This is a genomic window from Dokdonella sp., assembly GCF_051958935.1.
In the GTDB taxonomy this organism is placed as follows: Bacteria; Pseudomonadota; Gammaproteobacteria; order Xanthomonadales; family Rhodanobacteraceae; genus Dokdonella_A.
In genome coordinates this window covers 40583-57221 of sequence record NZ_JBQCFP010000083.1, presented here as the reverse complement: position 1 = coordinate 57221, position 16639 = coordinate 40583, and the positions used below count along the sequence as shown (strand labels likewise).

General features: G+C 69.9%; 10 protein-coding genes and 2 tRNA genes. 1 reads left to right on the top strand and 11 read right to left on the bottom strand.

What is annotated here, in order from left to right:
• Window positions 1–76: 76 nt before the first annotated feature.
• Together ACTHK2_RS07770 and ACTHK2_RS07765 are read right to left on the bottom strand one after the other, a co-directional pair.
• Window positions 77–961, bottom strand: coding sequence for a DnaJ C-terminal domain-containing protein (locus ACTHK2_RS07770; RefSeq protein WP_440245130.1), 885 nt, complete (start codon window positions 959–961; stop codon window positions 77–79).
• Window positions 962–1173: 212 nt separating this feature from the next.
• The gene (locus ACTHK2_RS07765; RefSeq protein WP_440245129.1) at window positions 1174–1614 is read right to left on the bottom strand and encodes an Hsp20/alpha crystallin family protein; all 441 of its coding nucleotides are present in this window, start codon (window positions 1612–1614) and stop codon (window positions 1174–1176) included.
• 150 nt (window positions 1615–1764) lie between these two features.
• Between ACTHK2_RS07765 and ACTHK2_RS07760 the strand changes: the two genes are divergently transcribed.
• Entirely contained in the window at window positions 1765–2253 is a 489-nt protein-coding gene (locus ACTHK2_RS07760) for a peroxiredoxin (RefSeq protein WP_440245128.1), read from the top strand.
• Window positions 2254–2531: 278 nt separating this feature from the next.
• Here the strand turns inward: ACTHK2_RS07760 and gyrA are convergent, their stop codons facing one another.
• From gyrA to ACTHK2_RS07715, 9 genes are all read right to left on the bottom strand, one after another.
• Entirely contained in the window at window positions 2532–5192 is a 2661-nt protein-coding gene (gyrA, locus tag ACTHK2_RS07755) for a DNA gyrase subunit A (RefSeq protein ID WP_440245127.1), read from the bottom strand.
• 185 nt (window positions 5193–5377) lie between these two features.
• Window positions 5378–5818, bottom strand: coding sequence for a GtrA family protein (locus tag ACTHK2_RS07750; protein ID WP_440245126.1), 441 nt, complete (start codon window positions 5816–5818; stop codon window positions 5378–5380).
• A gap of 23 nt (window positions 5819–5841) precedes the next feature.
• Entirely contained in the window at window positions 5842–6867 is a 1026-nt protein-coding gene (gene mtnA / locus ACTHK2_RS07745) for an S-methyl-5-thioribose-1-phosphate isomerase (protein ID WP_440245125.1), read from the bottom strand.
• A gap of 94 nt (window positions 6868–6961) precedes the next feature.
• Entirely contained in the window at window positions 6962–8725 is a 1764-nt protein-coding gene (gene recD / locus ACTHK2_RS07740) for an exodeoxyribonuclease V subunit alpha (RefSeq protein ID WP_440245124.1), read from the bottom strand.
• The gene (locus ACTHK2_RS07735) at window positions 8722–12339 is read right to left on the bottom strand and encodes a UvrD-helicase domain-containing protein (RefSeq protein WP_440245123.1); all 3618 of its coding nucleotides are present in this window, start codon (window positions 12337–12339) and stop codon (window positions 8722–8724) included. Before ACTHK2_RS07735 ends, recD begins: the two co-directional genes overlap by 4 nt.
• Window positions 12336–15782: an exodeoxyribonuclease V subunit gamma gene (recC, locus tag ACTHK2_RS07730; RefSeq protein ID WP_440245122.1), complete on the bottom strand. Its 3447-nt coding sequence runs from the start codon at window positions 15780–15782 to the stop codon at window positions 12336–12338. Before recC ends, ACTHK2_RS07735 begins: the two co-directional genes overlap by 4 nt.
• Before the next feature lie 146 nt (window positions 15783–15928).
• Window positions 15929–16003: transfer RNA gene (locus ACTHK2_RS07725), tRNA-Val, on the bottom strand.
• A gap of 75 nt (window positions 16004–16078) precedes the next feature.
• A tRNA-Thr gene (locus ACTHK2_RS07720) sits at window positions 16079–16154 on the bottom strand.
• Between the two features lie 56 nt (window positions 16155–16210).
• Window positions 16211–16624: a type IV pilin protein gene (locus ACTHK2_RS07715; RefSeq protein ID WP_440245121.1), complete on the bottom strand. Its 414-nt coding sequence runs from the start codon at window positions 16622–16624 to the stop codon at window positions 16211–16213.
• Between the last annotated feature and the right edge of the window lie 15 nt (window positions 16625–16639).

The following is a 16639-nucleotide window of genomic DNA, read 5'->3' as shown; positions in this document are numbered from 1 at the left end:
ACGCGTGCGTAGGCAGGATCGAGCCGCGCAGGGCGGATCCGGCGCTGGCGCGCCTCGATCCGCCCTGCCTGAAGACTCAGGCGCGTGGATCGTACTCAGGATACGCACGCGCGAGTTGTTCGAAGCATTCGCGCTGCTCGTCGGTTTCCGCCTTCGGCGTGTGCACGACGAGCGTGACGATCTGGTCGCCGGCGACCCTACCCGGCCAGCCGCGTCCGCGCAGGCGCATCTTGCGGCCGCTATCGGACCCCGCCGGCACGCGCAGTTCGACATCGCCGCCGAGCGTCGGCACCGTCACCGTCGCGCCGAGCGCGGCTTCCCATGGCGACAACGCGAGCGTGCTGAGCACGTTGTTGCCATCGAGGGCATAGACATCGTCCTCGCGCAGGCCGACCTCGAGGATGAGATCGCCCGGCGTGCCGCCATGCATGCCCGGCGAACCCTGCCCCGCGAGCCGGATCTGCTGGCCCGGCTGGATGCCCGCGGGAATCTTCACCTCGAGGGTTCGTTCGCGCTTGCCATCGCGCAGGCTGATGCGCTCGCGACCACCGTGGTACGCGGTGCGCAGGTCCACCGCGACCTGCGCGTGCACGTCGCGCCCGCGCCGCGGACCCGCGCGCCCGCCACCGCCACGTCCACCGAACAGCGATTCGAAGAAATCGCTGAAGTCGGCGCCTTCCTCGTCGAACGCGGGGCCATGCTGCCAGTTCGGCGGCGGTCCACGGAATTCGTCGCCACCGCGAGACCCGCCCGCGCGCAGTTGGTCGTAGGCGCGCCGGCGCTGCGGGTCCTTGAGCGCCTCGTAGGCCTCGTTCACCGCTTTGAACTTCTCCTCGGCGCCGCCTTCCTTGCTGACGTCGGGATGATATTTGCGCGCGAGCTTGCGATACGCCGACTTGATCTCGGCGTCGGTCGCGTCGGCCTTCACGCCGAGCGTGTCGTAGTAATCCTTGAATTCCATCCGTTACCCCGCCAGTACGTACCTCGTGGACGGTCGCGGTCGACGATCCGGAGCCCCGGGATGCCCCACGCGCGCCGGCCTCGACCGACGGACCGCGCAAAAACGAACGGCCCGCGGACGGGTCCGCGGGCCGGATATCGAAGACCGCGGTGTGCGCGCGGCCCAGCGTAGCAAAGCCGCGCGCTCCGGGGCGCATCCGCGCCCCTTCGCGTTCAGCCGTTGATCGCGATGCGCCGCGGCGCCGACTGCGCCTTCTTCGGGATCGTGATCTCGACCACGCCATGCTTGCCGCTCGCGCGGATGCCGTCGGCATCGGCGCTCTCGGGCAGCACGAAACGGCGGTCGAAACGGCCGTGCGCCCGCTCGACACGCGTCGCCTTGGCGTCGTCCGCCAGCGTTTCGGCGGCGCGCTCGCCCTTCAGCGACAGCACGTTCTTGTCCATCTGCACTTCGATCGTGGCCGGATCGACGCCGGGCAGGTCGGCGAGAATGACGAAGCGTTCGGCTTCCTCGCGCACGTCGACGCGCGGTGTCCAGTGCGCTTCGGCGGTGGTCCCCGCAGCCGGCTGCTCGCCGTTGAAGAAGCGATCGAGCGCCTGCTTCGCATGCAGGTTGCCGCGCACGAACCAGGGGTTGTAGTGGGTGACGATCATGAGTCTCTCTCCGCGATCTTGGGGCGGCTCGATGCGCCGCGATGGCGGATAGATAGGTGCCGGCAAGGTCGTTTCAAGAGGCGGCACCGACGTATGATGACCGCGAGGCGGCGATTCGCCGCGAATTCCCTGACCCAAGAGCATCCAGCCATGACGATCGAAGTCGGCGAACCCATTCCCGCGGCAACCCTGAACATCCTCAAGGACGGCGTCCAGACGATCACCACCGCCGAGATCTTCGATGGCCGCAAGGTCGTGCTGTTCTGCGTGCCCGGTGCATTCACACCGACCTGCTCGGAGCGCCACCTGCCCGGCTTCGTCGAGCACCATGGCGAATTCCGCGCACGCGGCATCGACGTCGCATGCATCGCGGTCAACGACGCGTTCGTGATGGATGCGTGGGCGAAGGCGCAGCACGTCCCCGACGGCATGCTCATGCTCGCCGACGGCAACGGCGACTTCACGCGCGCACTCGGCCTCGAGATGGACGCGACGAAATACGGCATGGGCATGCGCGGGCGCCGCTATGCGTTGTACGCCGAGAATGGCGTCGTGCGGCACCTCGCGGTGGAGGCGCCGGGCGAGTTCAAGGTGTCGAGCGCGGACGCGATGCTGGGTTGGTTGAGGGCTGAGGGCTGAGGCCGGGCGGCAGCGGCACGCGCTGCGCGCGCCCTACAGGTTGGGGGATCAACGCTTAGGGCGGATCAAGCCGCGCAGCGAAGGATCCTCCTCCACTACCCCGCGTCTTTGCACTTGGCGGCTCCGTCCTTCGGCCTCGAGCCGCCCTACCTCTTCGCCGAGGGCTGGTTTTCCCAACCTCGCCATTGCCGCGAAAGCGGTTTTACTTTGCCACGGCGAAAAATCCCCGCTTTCGCGGGGACTTCGTTCCGTTGGCTTTGCGGCTGCGCGTCGCCGGATCAGGACTCGGCAGGCGTACCGTCAGGGGCTGCGCCAGCCTCGTCCTCGTCGCCCTCGCCGAGCGAATCGACCTTGACCACGCCGACCAGCGATTCGTCGGCCGGCAGGCGGATCAGGGTGACGCCCTGCGTGTTGCGGCCCACGCGCGCGATCTCGGCCGCGCGCGTGCGCACGAGCGTGCCCTGGTTCGAGATCAGCATGACCTCGTGCGTGTCGTCGAGCAGCGCCGCGCCGACGAGGTTGCCGTTGCGTTCGGAGCACTGGATGCCGATCACGCCACGGATGCCGCGGCCCTTGCGCGGATACTTCGACAGCGGCGTGCGCTTGCCGTAGCCACGCTCCGTCGCCGTGAGCACACAGGCTTCGGCCGAATCCGCTTCGATCAGCGCTTCGCCCTCGGCCGGCTCGCCCGCGTCATCGTCTGCTTCGTCCCGTTCGGCCGCATGTTCGACCACCAGCAGGGAAACCACCTGCGCACCATCCGCGAGGCGGATGCCGCGCACGCCGCCGGCGGTACGGCCCATCGGACGCACTTCGTCTTCGGCGAAGCGCACGGTGCGACCGTTGGACGCGAACAGCATGATGTCCTGCGCGCCGTCCGTGATCTGCACGTCGACGAGCGCATCGCCCTCGTCGAGGTTGATCGCGATCTTGCCGCGCTGGAGCTGGAACTCGAACTCCGGCAGCGGCGTCTTCTTGACCGTGCCGTTGCGCGTGGCGAAGAACACGAAACGCCCCTCGGTGTAGTCGTGCACGGCCTGCACCGCCTGCACCTTCTCGTCGGCTTCGAGCGGGAGCAGGTTCACGATCGGCTTGCCGCGCGCATTCGGGCCTGCGTCGGGCAGTTTGTACACCTTGAGCCAGAACACGCGGCCCGCGCTCGTGAACACGAGCAGCGTGTCGTGCGTGTTGGCGATCCACAGGCGCTCGATGAAATCCTCTTCCTTCATGTTCGTCGCCGAGCGGCCCTTGCCACCGCGACGCTGCGCGCGGTAGAGGCTCACCGGCTGGCGCTTGGCGTAGCCCGCATGGGAGAGCGTGACGACGACGTCCTCGGGCTCGATCAGGTCGAGGATGTCGAGGTCTTCCTGGCTCGCCTGGATCACCGTGCGGCGCGCGTCGCCGTACTGCTCCTTCAGCTCGACGAACTCGTCGCGGATGATGCGCAAGAGGACGTCGGGATTCTCGAGGATCTCGATCAGCTTGCCGATCGTCTGCAGCAGGTCGCGGTATTCGTCGCTGAGCTTCTCCTGCTCGAGCCCGGTCAGGCGCGACAGGCGCATCTCGAGGATTTCCTTGGCCTGGATCTCCGACAGCTGGTAACCGTCGACGCCGAGGCCCGCGGCCGGATCGAGGTCCTCCGGGCGCGACGCGTCGGCGCCGGCGGCGGCGAGCAGTGCGCGCACCATGCCCGGCTCCCAGTGGCGCGCGAGCATGCGCTGCTTCGCCTCGTCCGGCGACGGCGAGGTCTTGATGAGTTCGACCATCTCGTCGATGTTGGCGAGCGCGACGGTGAGGCCTTCGACGATGTGTGCGCGCGCGCGCGCCTTGCGCAGGTCGAAGATCGTGCGCCGCGTGACGACTTCGCGGCGATGGCGGATGAACGCGTCGAGGATCTCGCGCAAGCCGAGCGTGCGCGGTTGGCCGTCGACGAGCGCGACCATGTTGATGCCGAACGTGACCTGCAGCTGGGTCTGCTGGAACAGGTTGTTGAGCAGCACGTCGGCCGAGGTGTCGCGGCGCACTTCGATGACGACGCGCAGGCCGTCCTTGTCCGACTCGTCGCGCAGCTCCGAGATGCCCTCGATGCGTTTTTCCTTGACCAGTTCCGCAATCTTCTCGATCAGGCGCGCCTTGTTGACCTGGAACGGGATCTCGGTGACGACGATCGTCTCGCGGCCGTTGTCGTCGCTCTCGATGTCGCACTTGGCGCGCACGAGGATGCGGCCACGACCGGTCTTGTACGCCTCGACGATGCCGGCCGAGCCGTTGATGATGCCTGCGGTCGGGAAGTCCGGGCCGGGCACGAGGCGCATCAGATCGTCGAAGCCGAGTTCCGGATCGTCGATGAGCGCGATGCAGGCCGACAGGACTTCGGACAGGTTGTGCGGCGGCACGTTGGTCGCCATGCCGACCGCGATGCCGGCCGAGCCGTTGATGAGCAGGTTCGGTATGCGCGTGGGCAATACCGTCGGCTCGAGTTCCTTCTCGTCGTAGTTCGGCTGGTAGTCGATCGTCTCCTTGTCGATGTCGGCGAGCAGCTCCGAACTGAGCCGCTCGAGGCGGCACTCGGTGTAGCGCATCGCCGCCGCTTCGTCGCCGTCGACCGAACCGAAGTTGCCCTGGCCGTCGATGAGCGTGTAGCGCATCGAGAAATCCTGCGCCATGCGCACGAGCGCGTCGTAGATCGATGAGTCGCCGTGCGGGTGGTACTTGCCCATGACGTCGCCGACCACGCGCGCGCACTTCACGTACGGGCGGTTCCACGAGGTGTTCGATTCGTGCATCGCGTACAGCGTGCGGCGGTGCACGGGCTTGAGGCCGTCGCGTACGTCGGGCAGTGCGCGGCCGACGATCACGCTCATCGCGTAGTCGAGATAGCTCTTCCTGACCTCGTCCTCGATGTTGACGCGAATGATTTCTTTGGCCAGCTCAGCCATCCGGGAACCTCAAAAAGTCCAATTTCGGGAGGTGCGCACCACGCCGCAACGCCGCCGTCCGGGAAGCCGGAAACGGCGTTCGGCGCCATCGTGGAAGGGGTTCGGGCGAAGCCGGTCCACGGGCGCAAAAGCAACGGGAAATGATACCACACGGCGCCCGGCCAACGGGCGTTTTTTCCCTGATTTCAACGGGACTTAGCGTCGTCCGTGGCGGCGCCGGCGGGGGCCGGCCGGGGTGGCCGGAATATCCAGTATTTGGAACTCAGGAAGTTGACCGCCGCCCCGGCGACCGAACCCGCCGCGACGCCGATCGCCGGCCATTGGCGGACCAGCGGCCACAGCAGCACGCACGCGACGTAAGCGCCGTAATTGAGCGCGAAACCGCACGCCATCGCGACGAGATAACGCACGAGCTGGCGTCGCCGGCTGCCGCCGCCGTGGCCGGCGAACGTGTACGTGCGGTTGAAGCCCCACGTGGTGGTGGCGGCGGCGAGGAAGGACACCACGCGCGCACCGTATGGATTCGCGCCGAGTTCGCGCACGAGGAATTGCACGATGCCCGCGTCGACGACGAATCCGAGCACGCCGCTGATCGCGAACAGGAAGATCTGCCGGCGCCATGCCATCCGGTTCGCCTCGATCGAACGGCTCAGGCGGCGCCGAATACGGCGGCCATGCGTGCGGTGTCGGGGTGCTCGACCACGCCGCGCTCGGTCACGATCGCGTCGATGAGCCCGGCGGGCGTGACGTCGAATACCGGATTCCACGCCATCGCGCCCTCGACGACGGTGCGCTGGCCCGCGTAGCCGAACAGCTCGTCGGGCGAACGCAGTTCGATCTCGATGTCCCTGCCGCTCGCGGTCGCCATGTCCACGGTCGACGAGGGCGCGACGACCATGAACTTCACCCCGTGATGGCGCGCGGAAATCGCCAGCTGGTACGTGCCGATCTTGTTCGCGGTGTCACCGTTGGCTGCGATGCGATCGGCGCCGACGACGACCCACTGCACCTGCCCCGTGCTCATGAGGTGCGCAGCCGCCGCATCGGCGACGAGGGTCGCCGGGATCGCGTCGCGCAGCAGTTCCCACACGGTCAGCCGCGCGCCCTGCAGCCATGGCCGCGTTTCGCCGGCGAACACTCGCGCGATGCGCTCGGCCGAGACGCCGGCGCGGATCACGCCGAGTGCGGTACCGTAACCCGCCGTCGCGAGCGACCCGGTGTTGCAATGCGTGAGCACGCCGCTGCCCGGCGCGATCAGCGCCGCGCCGAGTTCGCCCATGTGGCGATTCGCGGCGAGATCCTCGTCGTGGATCGCCTGCGCCTCCGCGGCCAGCGCGTCGGCGTCCGCGCCACGCGCGATCACGCGCTGCATGCGGTCGAGCGCCCACATGAGGTTCACCGCGGTCGGCCGCGCCGCGCGCAGGCGCGCGAGCGCGGCGTCGAGCCCGGATCGATCCTGGCGCGCCGCGAGTACGACGCCCCACGCCGCGGCAATGCCGATCGCCGGCGCACCGCGCACGACCAGGTCGCGGATCGCCTGCGCGACCTCGTCGGACGTGCGGCAATCGACGTAGGCCTCCTCGCGCGGCAACAGACGCTGGTCCAGGAGGCGCAGGTGATCGCCCTGCCAAAGCACGGCGCGGATCGTGTCGTGGGAACGTGCGGATGGATTCATGCGGCTGCGGTGGCGCGCGGCGCCACCGTGGGATCGGCGGGTGAAGCGGGAGGTTAGCAGCGCGGCGCCGGACTCTCCAGATGCCCGCCGCGCTTCAGAACAGGCTGCCCTGGCGTGGCTGCGCCGCAGCCGGCGCCGGTTGCGGGGCTTCGCCGAGCCGTTTGCGCAGGCCGCCATGACGCTCGACGCGACGCGCGACCGCCGCCTGCAACGCCGCAGCGGTGGTCCAGAGCTCGGCGCGCCGTCGCGCGCGCGAGATCGCGGTGTACACGAGCTCGCGGCTGAGCAAGCGGTGCTCGGGATCGGGCGGCAACACCACCGCGACCTCGTCGTACTCCGATCCCTGGCTGCGATGGATCGTGATCGCCCACGCGGTCTCGCACGCGGGCAGCACGCGCGGCGAGAAACTGCGCAAGGCGCCGCCGTCGCGTCCCGCGGCTTCGAACCAGACGCGCACGCCGTCTTCGCCCGCGAGCGCGATGCCGACGTCGCCGTTGAACAGGCCATGCGCGTAGTCGTTGCGCGTGACGATCACCGGGCGGCCGTGGTACCAGGCCTGCGTCGCGTCGAAGCCGTGGCGCACGCCGAGCCGCTCGGCGATGCGCGCATTGACGCCGGCAGCGCCGAAGCGCCCTTCGCGCAGCGCGCACAGGACCTGGCTCTCACGCAATACGGCGAATGCCGCAGCGGGCTCGATCGGCGTCGAGAAGAGCCGCGCGTGCGCCGGCGCATGCCGATCGAGCCATCCGTCGATGCACGCGTGCATGGCGGTGGCATCCGCACAGGCGCGCAACGACGCGCCCACGGCCGCGTCCCGCGAACGCTCGGTCCAGCCGGCCTCACCGTCGCGCAAGGCCTGGATCGCCCGCTGCAGGTCACCGCCTGCGCGCCACACGTGGCGCAACGCAGCGACGTGGCCGTACAGCGGCGAAGCGGCGGCGGCGGCGCCGGCGACGATGTCCGCGAGCACCGATCCGGCATCGACCGAGGCGAGCTGGTCAGGGTCACCGAGCAGGATCAGCAGCGACGATGCCGGCAACGCCTCGGCGAGCTGGCGCATCGTCGCGAGGTCGACCATCGACGCCTCGTCGACGACGACGATGTGCGCGGGCAGGCGGTGCTCCGCGTCGTGGACGAAGCGGTTGCGTGTCGGCTGGTAGCCGAGCAGGCGATGCAGCGTCTGCGCCTGCTCATGCGGGATCGCCTCGAGCAGTCCGTCGAAGGCGGTTCCCGCGAGAGCCGGCGCGAGACCGTCCTTGCCGCGCGCGATCGCCTGTGCGAGACGCTGCGCGGCCTTGCCGGTCGGCGCGGCCAGTGCGATGGATGGCTGCCCGGGCAGGCCGCAGGCGGCCGCATGCCGCAGCAACATCAGCAGCATGCGCACGACGACCGTCGTCTTGCCCGTGCCGGGCCCCCCCGTGAGCACGAACAGCCGCGTACCGGGCACGGCGGCCACCGCGGCGCGCTGGTCCGCCGTGGACGCCGCGTCGCTGCCGGCGAACAGCGTCCCCACGTCGCGTGCGAGCGCCGCGTCGTCGAGCGGGCGAGTCCGCGCGGCGCAACGCTCGAGCAACACGTCGGCGAGGCGCCGCTCATGGCGCCAGTTGCGCCACAGCCAGAAGCGACGCTCGCGATCGAGCACGAAGGGTTTGAACGCGCTGCCGTCGCCGACCCAGGCGTGGGCGCGCAGCGTAGCGATCTCTGCGTCGTCGAGTTCGACGAGCCGCGCGCACGCATGCCCGTCGCCTTCGGCGGCGCTCGCCGCCTGCGCTGCGCGTGCGAGCACCTCGCAACCGGTGCGGTCGCGCAGCCACTGCGCCAGACCGAGATCGAGCGCGCGTTCGGCCGCAGCATTCATGCGGCCACCTCGCCCGTTCCGGCGAACGCGTCATCGAGCGCTTCGACGAGTTGCGCCGGCCAACGCCGCCGCCAGACGCCGCCGCCGGACTCGAACCCGAGCGCGCGCACGAACAGGTACCAGCTGTCGCCGAGGTCGCGCGCGGCATCGTAGTCGCGCAGCCGCTGGCGCAGATAGCGGTGCAGCGCGACCGTGTACAGCAGCGCCTGCAGCGGATAGTGATGCGCGCGCATCGCCTCGTCGAGCGCGCCACCGGCGTAGTCGGCGAGCGATGCGCCGAGCCAGTTGGTCTTGTAGTCGAGCACGTGGTAACGGCCGTCCCAGGCGAACACGAGGTCGATGTAGCCGCCGAGCATGCCGTTCAGCACCGGTCGTTCGAGCAGTGGCGGCATGGCATCGCCGACGCCATGCTGTTCGCACAGGTGGCGCAGGCGGGCGATCGGCACTTCGTTCGCGGGGAACTGGAATTCGAACTCCGCGACCCGCCGGCCGTCCTGCAACGCGGCCAGCGCGAGGCCATCGCCGAGATCGGCGGCACGGCAGCGATCGACCATTCGGGCGATGCGCTCGACCGCGTCGGAATCGCCTGCGACGGCACGCAGTCCCTGCGCGAGCAGTTCGTGCTCGACCAGGGCGCGCTGCGTCGGCCACAGCGCGTGCGGCTCGGCGCGTTCGAACAACGTGTGCACGGCATCGCCGAAGCGTGGGCCGCGCCAGGCCTGCAGCGCGGACAGGCGCGGATCCTCGACCGGCGACGGCTCCGCCTCGCTCTCCGCCACCGGCTCGTCAGAGGCGCCGGCTTCGTCGAGCACGCGCGCGGCGACGCCGCGCACCATCGAGCTGAAGCTGTGCAGCCACTCGAAGCGCCGCAGCGGCGGCGGCGGCGCCTGCACGGCGCGCGGGGGCGGCTGCGCCCGGTCGGCACCGGACAGGGATGCGGCCCGCGCGCACGCACCGACGACCTCGATGACCGCGGTCCGCTGCGCGAACTGGCGCACGCCCTGGTCGCTGCGGGCGATATCCTCCCGGCGCAACGCCGCGTCGAGGAGCAGGTCGATCGCCGGCACCCTCCACGCCTGCGCGTCGTCGACGTGGCCGCCGTGGGGAAGACAGCCGCGATCGACCCAGTACACGTGCAGCGCGTGCACCGCGCGCGTCAACGCGACATAGAGCAGGCGCAGGCGCTCGTCGAGAGCGTCGCGATGATGGCGCGCGCGATGGGCGATGAATTCGGCCGAACCGACGTCGATGCACAGCCTCCCCGCGTCGTCGCGGAAGCGCAGCACGCGCGGCGCGCGCGGGCCGGAAAGGTCCTGGACGCGCCATGCGAGCGGGAGGTACACGACCGGATACTCGAGGCCCTTGCTCGCGTGGATGGTGGCGATCTGCACGCGCGCGGCGTCGCTTTCGATGCGCAGTTGGCGAGCGTCGGTCGCCGCCGTGTCGTCGTCGCCCTTGTCGCGGCGGATCGTCGCGAACCAGGCGAGCAACCCCTCGAGGCCATGCTCGCGCGTTTCCTCGGCGGCGAGCAATTCACCGAGATGGCGAAGATCGGTCAGCATGCGCTCGCCGTCGACGGCGGCGAGCAGCGCGCCCGCGCGCCGTTCGAGCACGGCACGCAGCAGGGCGAGCACGCCGCGGCGGCGCGCAAGTTCTCGCCACTCCGCGAAGCGTTCGATCTCGCGCTCGAATTCCGCTGGCTGCTCGTTCCATCGCTCCAGCGTGGCGAGATCCGCGCCGAGCAGGCGCGTCGCGAGCGCCGCGCGCACCGCGCGCTCGTCCTCCGCGTCGATCACGGCATGCAGCAGCAACTCGAGGTCGGACGCGGCCTCGCTGTCGAACACGCTGCCGCGGCCGCCGCCTGCGCACGGCACGCCACGCTCGCGCAGGCGCCGGCGCATCGCGAGCACGTCCTGGTTGGTGGGCACGAGTACGGCAATGTCGCCGGGCACGAGCGGACGACCGCCGATCGTGTGCGAACGATCGCCGAGTCGGGCGACGATGTCGTTCGCACAGTCGTCGAGTGCGTGCTCGTGCAGGCGCGTGACCTTCGGCAACCCGCCTTTCGCATCGGCCGTGGCGAACAGATGCAGGGTGAGCGGCCGTGCCAGCGGTTGGCCATCGATGCAATACGGCGTGCGGTCGGCGCGGCCGGCGGCGCTCACCGGCTGGTAGTCGATGCCCGCCGTGCCGAAACCGCCACGGTCGCCATACAGCGCGTTGAGCGCGTCGACGAGCCGGCGCGCGGAACGCTGGTTGGTCGCCAGCGAATAGCGTGCGCCTGCCTGCCGGCTTGCCGCGAGATAGGTGCCGATGTCGCCGCCACGGAACCCGTAGATCGCCTGCTTGGGGTCGCCGATCATGACGAGGCTTCCGCGCACGCTGCCGCTGGCGTCGCGGTAGATGCGATCGAAGATCGCGTACTGGCGCGCGTCGGTGTCCTGAAATTCGTCGATGAGCGCCGCCGGGAATGCGCCGAACAGGCGATCGGCGAATGCCGGGCCGTGTGCGGGGTCACCGAGACGCGCATGGATGCGGTCGATCAGCATCGCGAACGTCGCCACGCCGCGGCGCTGCGCACGTTCCGGCACGCCGCTGCGGCAGGCCTCCGCCGCCGCCGCAAGCACGACGCCGCGGGCGAGCGTCGCGCGCGCGCCGCGCAGCGAGCGCAAGGCCTGCAGTTCGCGAACGAGCGGATGCGCGCGCAGACGCAGCGGCGAGGTGGCTGGCTGCTGCTCCTCGATCGCATCGTCGTCGAACTTGCCATCGACGCACTTGGCGAGTTCGTCGAGCGGTACCGGCCTGGCTTCGAGCATGCCCGCCACCGCGGCGAACCGCTTCGCGAGCGCAGTGCGTCGAGGTGCGTACAACCGGCCGTCCGCCGCGAGTCGCCGCAACTCGCGCACCGCGTCCGGGTTGGCGAGCCGCTCAACCGCTTGCCCCAATGCCCCGAGCCCGTCCGGTCGGATCCATTCATCGCCCGATGCCGCGATCGTGCCGAGGTCGCGTAACAGGCCTTCCGGGCCGTCGCGCAACAGCGCACCGCCCCCGCTTGCGTCCGCAGCATCGTCGAGGTAACGGCGGCGCCAGAAGTCCTCGACGCACTCGCGCCGCAGGTCCTCGTCGACGACGAGGCGCTCTTCGCCGAATGCGGCGCCGCTCTCGAGCGGGAAATCGCGCTGGATGCGCTGGCACAGCGCATGGATCGTCGAGATCGGCGCCCGGTCGATGTCGGCCCGCGCCACGCGCATACGACGCAGCGCACGCTCCGTCCAGCCCGGGTCGCTGCAGCGTTCGCGCAGGTAGGCGTCGAGTGGCGACTCCGCCATCGTCGCGTCGTGCGCGCCGTCGAGATTGCGCTGCAGCCATTGTTCCGCCTCGACGATGCGTTGGCGCAGCCGCTCGCGCAATTCCTGCGCCGCGGCCACCGTGAAGGTCGCCACCAGGATGCGGTCGACGCCGATGTCACGTTCGAGCAGCAGGCGCAGGTAGACGAGGCCGATGCTCCAGGTCTTGCCGGTGCCGGCGCTTGCCTCGATCAGCGCGCGGCCTTCGAGGGCCATCGTGCGCCAGTCGAGTGGTTGCAGCGGCGCGTGCGCGGTCGTCTGCATCATGCGGCGCGTCCGCGTCGCGGCGGCGCGAACAGGACCGCGCGCGCCGGATCGAGCACGTCCGCAACCGCGGCGACGGTCGCCACGAAGACGGCATGCTCGGGGGCTTCCTCTTCGAGCAGGTCGAGGTCGCGCGCCAGCAGGCGCGCATGGCCCGGCGCGTAATCGCGTTCGCCCTGGCGTACGTTCTCGTCGCCGAGCCAGCGCTCGCGCGCGGCCTCGAGGCGCCGCTCAGGCGCGTTGGTCGCGTAGGCCCAGGCCGTGCGCGGGAAGAACAGCAACGGCCGTCGTTCGCTGCCGCGCCACAGCTCGATGAGCCGACGCAATCCCGCGCGCAGGCTTGCCGGTTCCTGCGCGAGCGCCGCGGCAAGCCAGGTCGGCGCCGTCGCGCAACGATCGTCCTTGTCGTAGTCGAGGAACGTGGCCGTGGCTTGGTCGCCGCAGGCGAGCCGGAGCGCGGCCCAGTCGATGTGGAACGCGAGCCACTCGCGCATGCCGGATTCGCCGGACGGCTTCGCGTCGAACAACGCGAGGGTACCGTCGGGTCGCCGGAACAAGCGAGCGATGCGACCGGCGACGGTGATGCCATCGCCGAGGTCGAGGTCGATCGCGAGTGCATCGGCGCGCACGGCGCCCCCGAGCCACTCGCGCGCGGCGGCGAGCAGCGGGTTCACCGCGGCGCGCACCGCTGCATACGCCTCGGCGCCGATCGCACCTGCCGGCAACTGGCCCGAGCCGGCGAGCCAGCGCGGTGGCGTGTCGGGCAAGGTGGTGTCGCTGGCGGCGAGCGCGTCGAACAGCAGACGCCGATCGAATCGCTCGAGCGGGGCGGCACGCGACTCCAGCGGTTCGCGATCGGGCCATGCTTCCTGGTCGAGCGCGTCGAGGCCGATTCCAGCCGCGTCCAGCGCACCGCGCGCAGGATCGCGCCAGAAGCGCCGCAACGCCTGCAGCGAAACCTCGACGTCACCGATGGCGGCCGCCGCCGGCGGCGCGGGCTCGATGAACGGCGAGCGCGCGAGCGCCGCGTCGTCGCGTGCGGGCACGAGCCATGTCGCGTCGTACGAGTAGAGGCGCTCGTCGTGCGCAGGCGCGCCACGCGCATCGCGTTCGTAGTAGCGGCCGTCGAACGGCTGCAGCGGATGCGCGACGTGCCACGGGCGGGCGACCTCCGACGAAACCGGGATCGCGTGCTGCTCGTCGAGGAACTGCAGCAGTTCCGCCAGCGGCGAAGCCGGATTGCGCCGCTTGCCGTCGTGCACGCCGATGCCGATGTAGCTCACGTGCAGGCGCTCGCGCGCGGCCATGAGCGCCTCGAGGAAAAGATGGCGATCCTCGTTGCGCGTTTCGCGATCACCACGGCGAGGCCCGGCTGCCATGCGGTTGAGCCCCGCATCGCTGCCACTGCGCGGGAATTCGCCCTCGTTCATGCCGAGCAGGCAGACGACTTTGAACGGGATGGAACGCTGCGGTACGAGCCCGCAGAACGTCACGCCGCCGAGCAGGAACGGCTGCCGCTCCGGCAGTTCGGCGAGCATGCCGAGCACGGCTTCGCGCACGACCGCCCACGGCTGCGGCGTGGCGAGTCCCGCATCGCGTGCCTGTCGCGACAGGTCGGCGATACGTCTGCGTAGAGCGTCGCCGGCGGCGCGTTCGGCGTCGTCGCGCGGATCGAGCAGGAACAAGGCGTCGACGCGCTCGGCGAGCCATGCTGCCCAGTCGGCGAGCGGCCGCGCCTCGGCGAACCCCGTACGCAGCCGCCGCAGTTCCGCCAGCAGGCGATCGAGTTCGCCGATCGCGCTCGTCGCGCCGCCGGAAACGCCATCGAGCGGCAGCACGCCGTCGACGAGCACATCATCGGCCTCGTTGCCGGCGATCAGGCCGGCATACAGCCGGTCGAAGCCGAACTGCCACGAGTTCGTCGCGACCGCGGCACCACCCACCTGCTCCTTCATTGCCGCATCGAGCCCCCAGGCGACGCGCGCGCGGCGCAGCCATTGCTCGAGCGTCTCCCTGCCCGCTTCGTCGAAGCCGTAGCGGCGCGCGATCGCCGGCACGTCGAGCAGCCCGAGCACGTCGCTGACGGCGAACCGGCTCTCCGCGAGGTCGAGCAGGCGCGTGAATGCGCCGATCAACGGATGCGAGCCGGCGAGGCCGATGTCGACGATGTGCCAGGGCACGTGCAGCGGATCGTGCACGTGCCGCGCCGGTTCACCGAACACGGCAGGCAGGTATGGTGCGTAGTCGGACATGTCGGGTGCCATCACGACGATATCCCGGTGGCGCAGCCGCGAGTCGTCGGCGAGTGCACGCAGCAATGCGTCCTTCAGCACTTCGAGTTCGCGCAGGCGCGTGTGGCACGCATGCACGCGCAGGCTCGCGTCCGCGCGCAATGGTCGCAGCCCCGCTTCGAGCAGTGCGTCGCGAGTCGTTGCGTCCTCGTCCTCTGCGACGGCAGGGAGCGATTCGCGGAACGCGGTGCCGACCTCGTCCGGCTGCATGCAGCGGATGCTCGCCTGCAGGCGGTCGAGCAGCGCGGCGTCGCGACGCACGACCTCTTCCTCGTCGAGCGCATCGCGCTCCTCGGTCGCGTCGAGGTCGTCGAGCACGAGGCAGAAGTCCTGCGCGACGCGGCCGAGCGCGACGAGCAGCGGATGACCCACCTCGAAATAGAGGGCCTGCGGATCGGCGTCGAGGCGAAGCAGTTCGCGCCGATTGCGCAGGTAGCTCCAGTGCTCGCGGCACGGGTCCGGGAAGTACAGGTGCACGGCGCTGCGCTCCGCGAGCGTGCGCAGCGCGGCAAGCATGTCGCGCGCGAGATGGCTCACGCCGAAAACATGCAGCGGCGGCCACACGCGCTCCGCGCGTGCGAGGTCGGCCCGCAGGCGGTCCATGCGATCGACACGATGCGGGCCGGGCGCACGCCGGCGGACTTCGCGCCAGAGCGCGGCCTGCCAGTCGGATGCGGCACGAGGCGTGCGTTCCCACTCGCGGATCCAGTCGGCGCGGTAGATCAGGTATTGGGTGTACACGCCGGCAAGATGGTCGGCGAACCGGAAGCGACGCCGGGGGTCGGTATCGGTGCCGGCGACGGCGTCCGGCGGCTCTTGCTCGATGGCATCGAGGATGAGCCAGCGCAGCGCGTCCTGGCGCCAGACCTCTTCGCCCATCGGGGCATCGCGCTCGAAGTCGCGTGCGCACGCGAGCAGCCATTGCCAGGGGAGGACCATTTCGATGTTCGCCGCGATCGGATGACCGCCGCGTGGCGGCGGCCGACGCGCGAGGAAACCGAGCAGCCAGCGCTGCATGCCCGGATGGGCCACGACCACGCGTTGCGGCTGCAGGGGGTTGGCCGGCAGCTCCGCCTCGAGATGCCCGGCAAGCGTCTGTGCCAGCCTCTCGACGCGGCTGCCGCGATGGACGATCAGTCCGTGCTGCTCGCTCAACGCCTGCCCTCCGCCGGGCCGGTTCGGTCCGGAAGACTTCCTTGTAACGGCGCCACGTCTCGCGATGCAAGACACCCAGCGGGCAGGAACGAAAAACCGCCCGAAGGCGGTTTCGTCGCGCAGAGGCCCGAAGGCCACCGCAGGATTGGTGGGCGGTGCAGGGATCGAACCTGCGACCCTTGCCGTGTGAAGGCAATGCTCTACCGCTGAGCTAACCGCCCGGTCGCCGATGGTCGGCGCTTGCTCGCCGGTCAACGCGAACGCGGGCAGCGGACCCTGCGTTCGAACGCGACGATTGGTGCCGGAGAAGGGATTCGAACCCCCGACCTACGCATTACGAATGCGCCGCTCTACCAACTGAGCTACTCCGGCGAGGGGCGCGGAGTATAGACATTCGCAGCCGAGCCTACAACCGCCGGGGCTCGCACCTACCAGCAGGCACCGTTCTGGGTGTTGCTGCCGGTCTGGTGCTTGTAGCCCGTGTTGTTGATCGTGAGCGACTCGCAGGCGTCGGGTTCCTGCGCCATGCCCGCAACCGGCGTCAATGTCAGCAGGTACGTCTGGTCCTGCGGTCCCAGTTGTACCACCGCCGAGTACAGCCCCCGTTCGGACACCGGATTGATACTGAGATCGTCAAGGATCTTGTCGGTGTAGCGGTTGAAGTTCGTGAAGTACCGTTCTTCCGCCGAGGCGATGCGCATCGCGAGATCCTTGCCGTCGGCGCGTCCCGCGCGCAAGGCGTACCTGCGGTAGTTCGGATACGCGATCGCTGCGAGGATTGCAATGATCGCGACGACGATCATCATTTCGAGGAGTGTGAATCCGCGCGATGTAGGTTTCATGCGTGTTGCCCCATG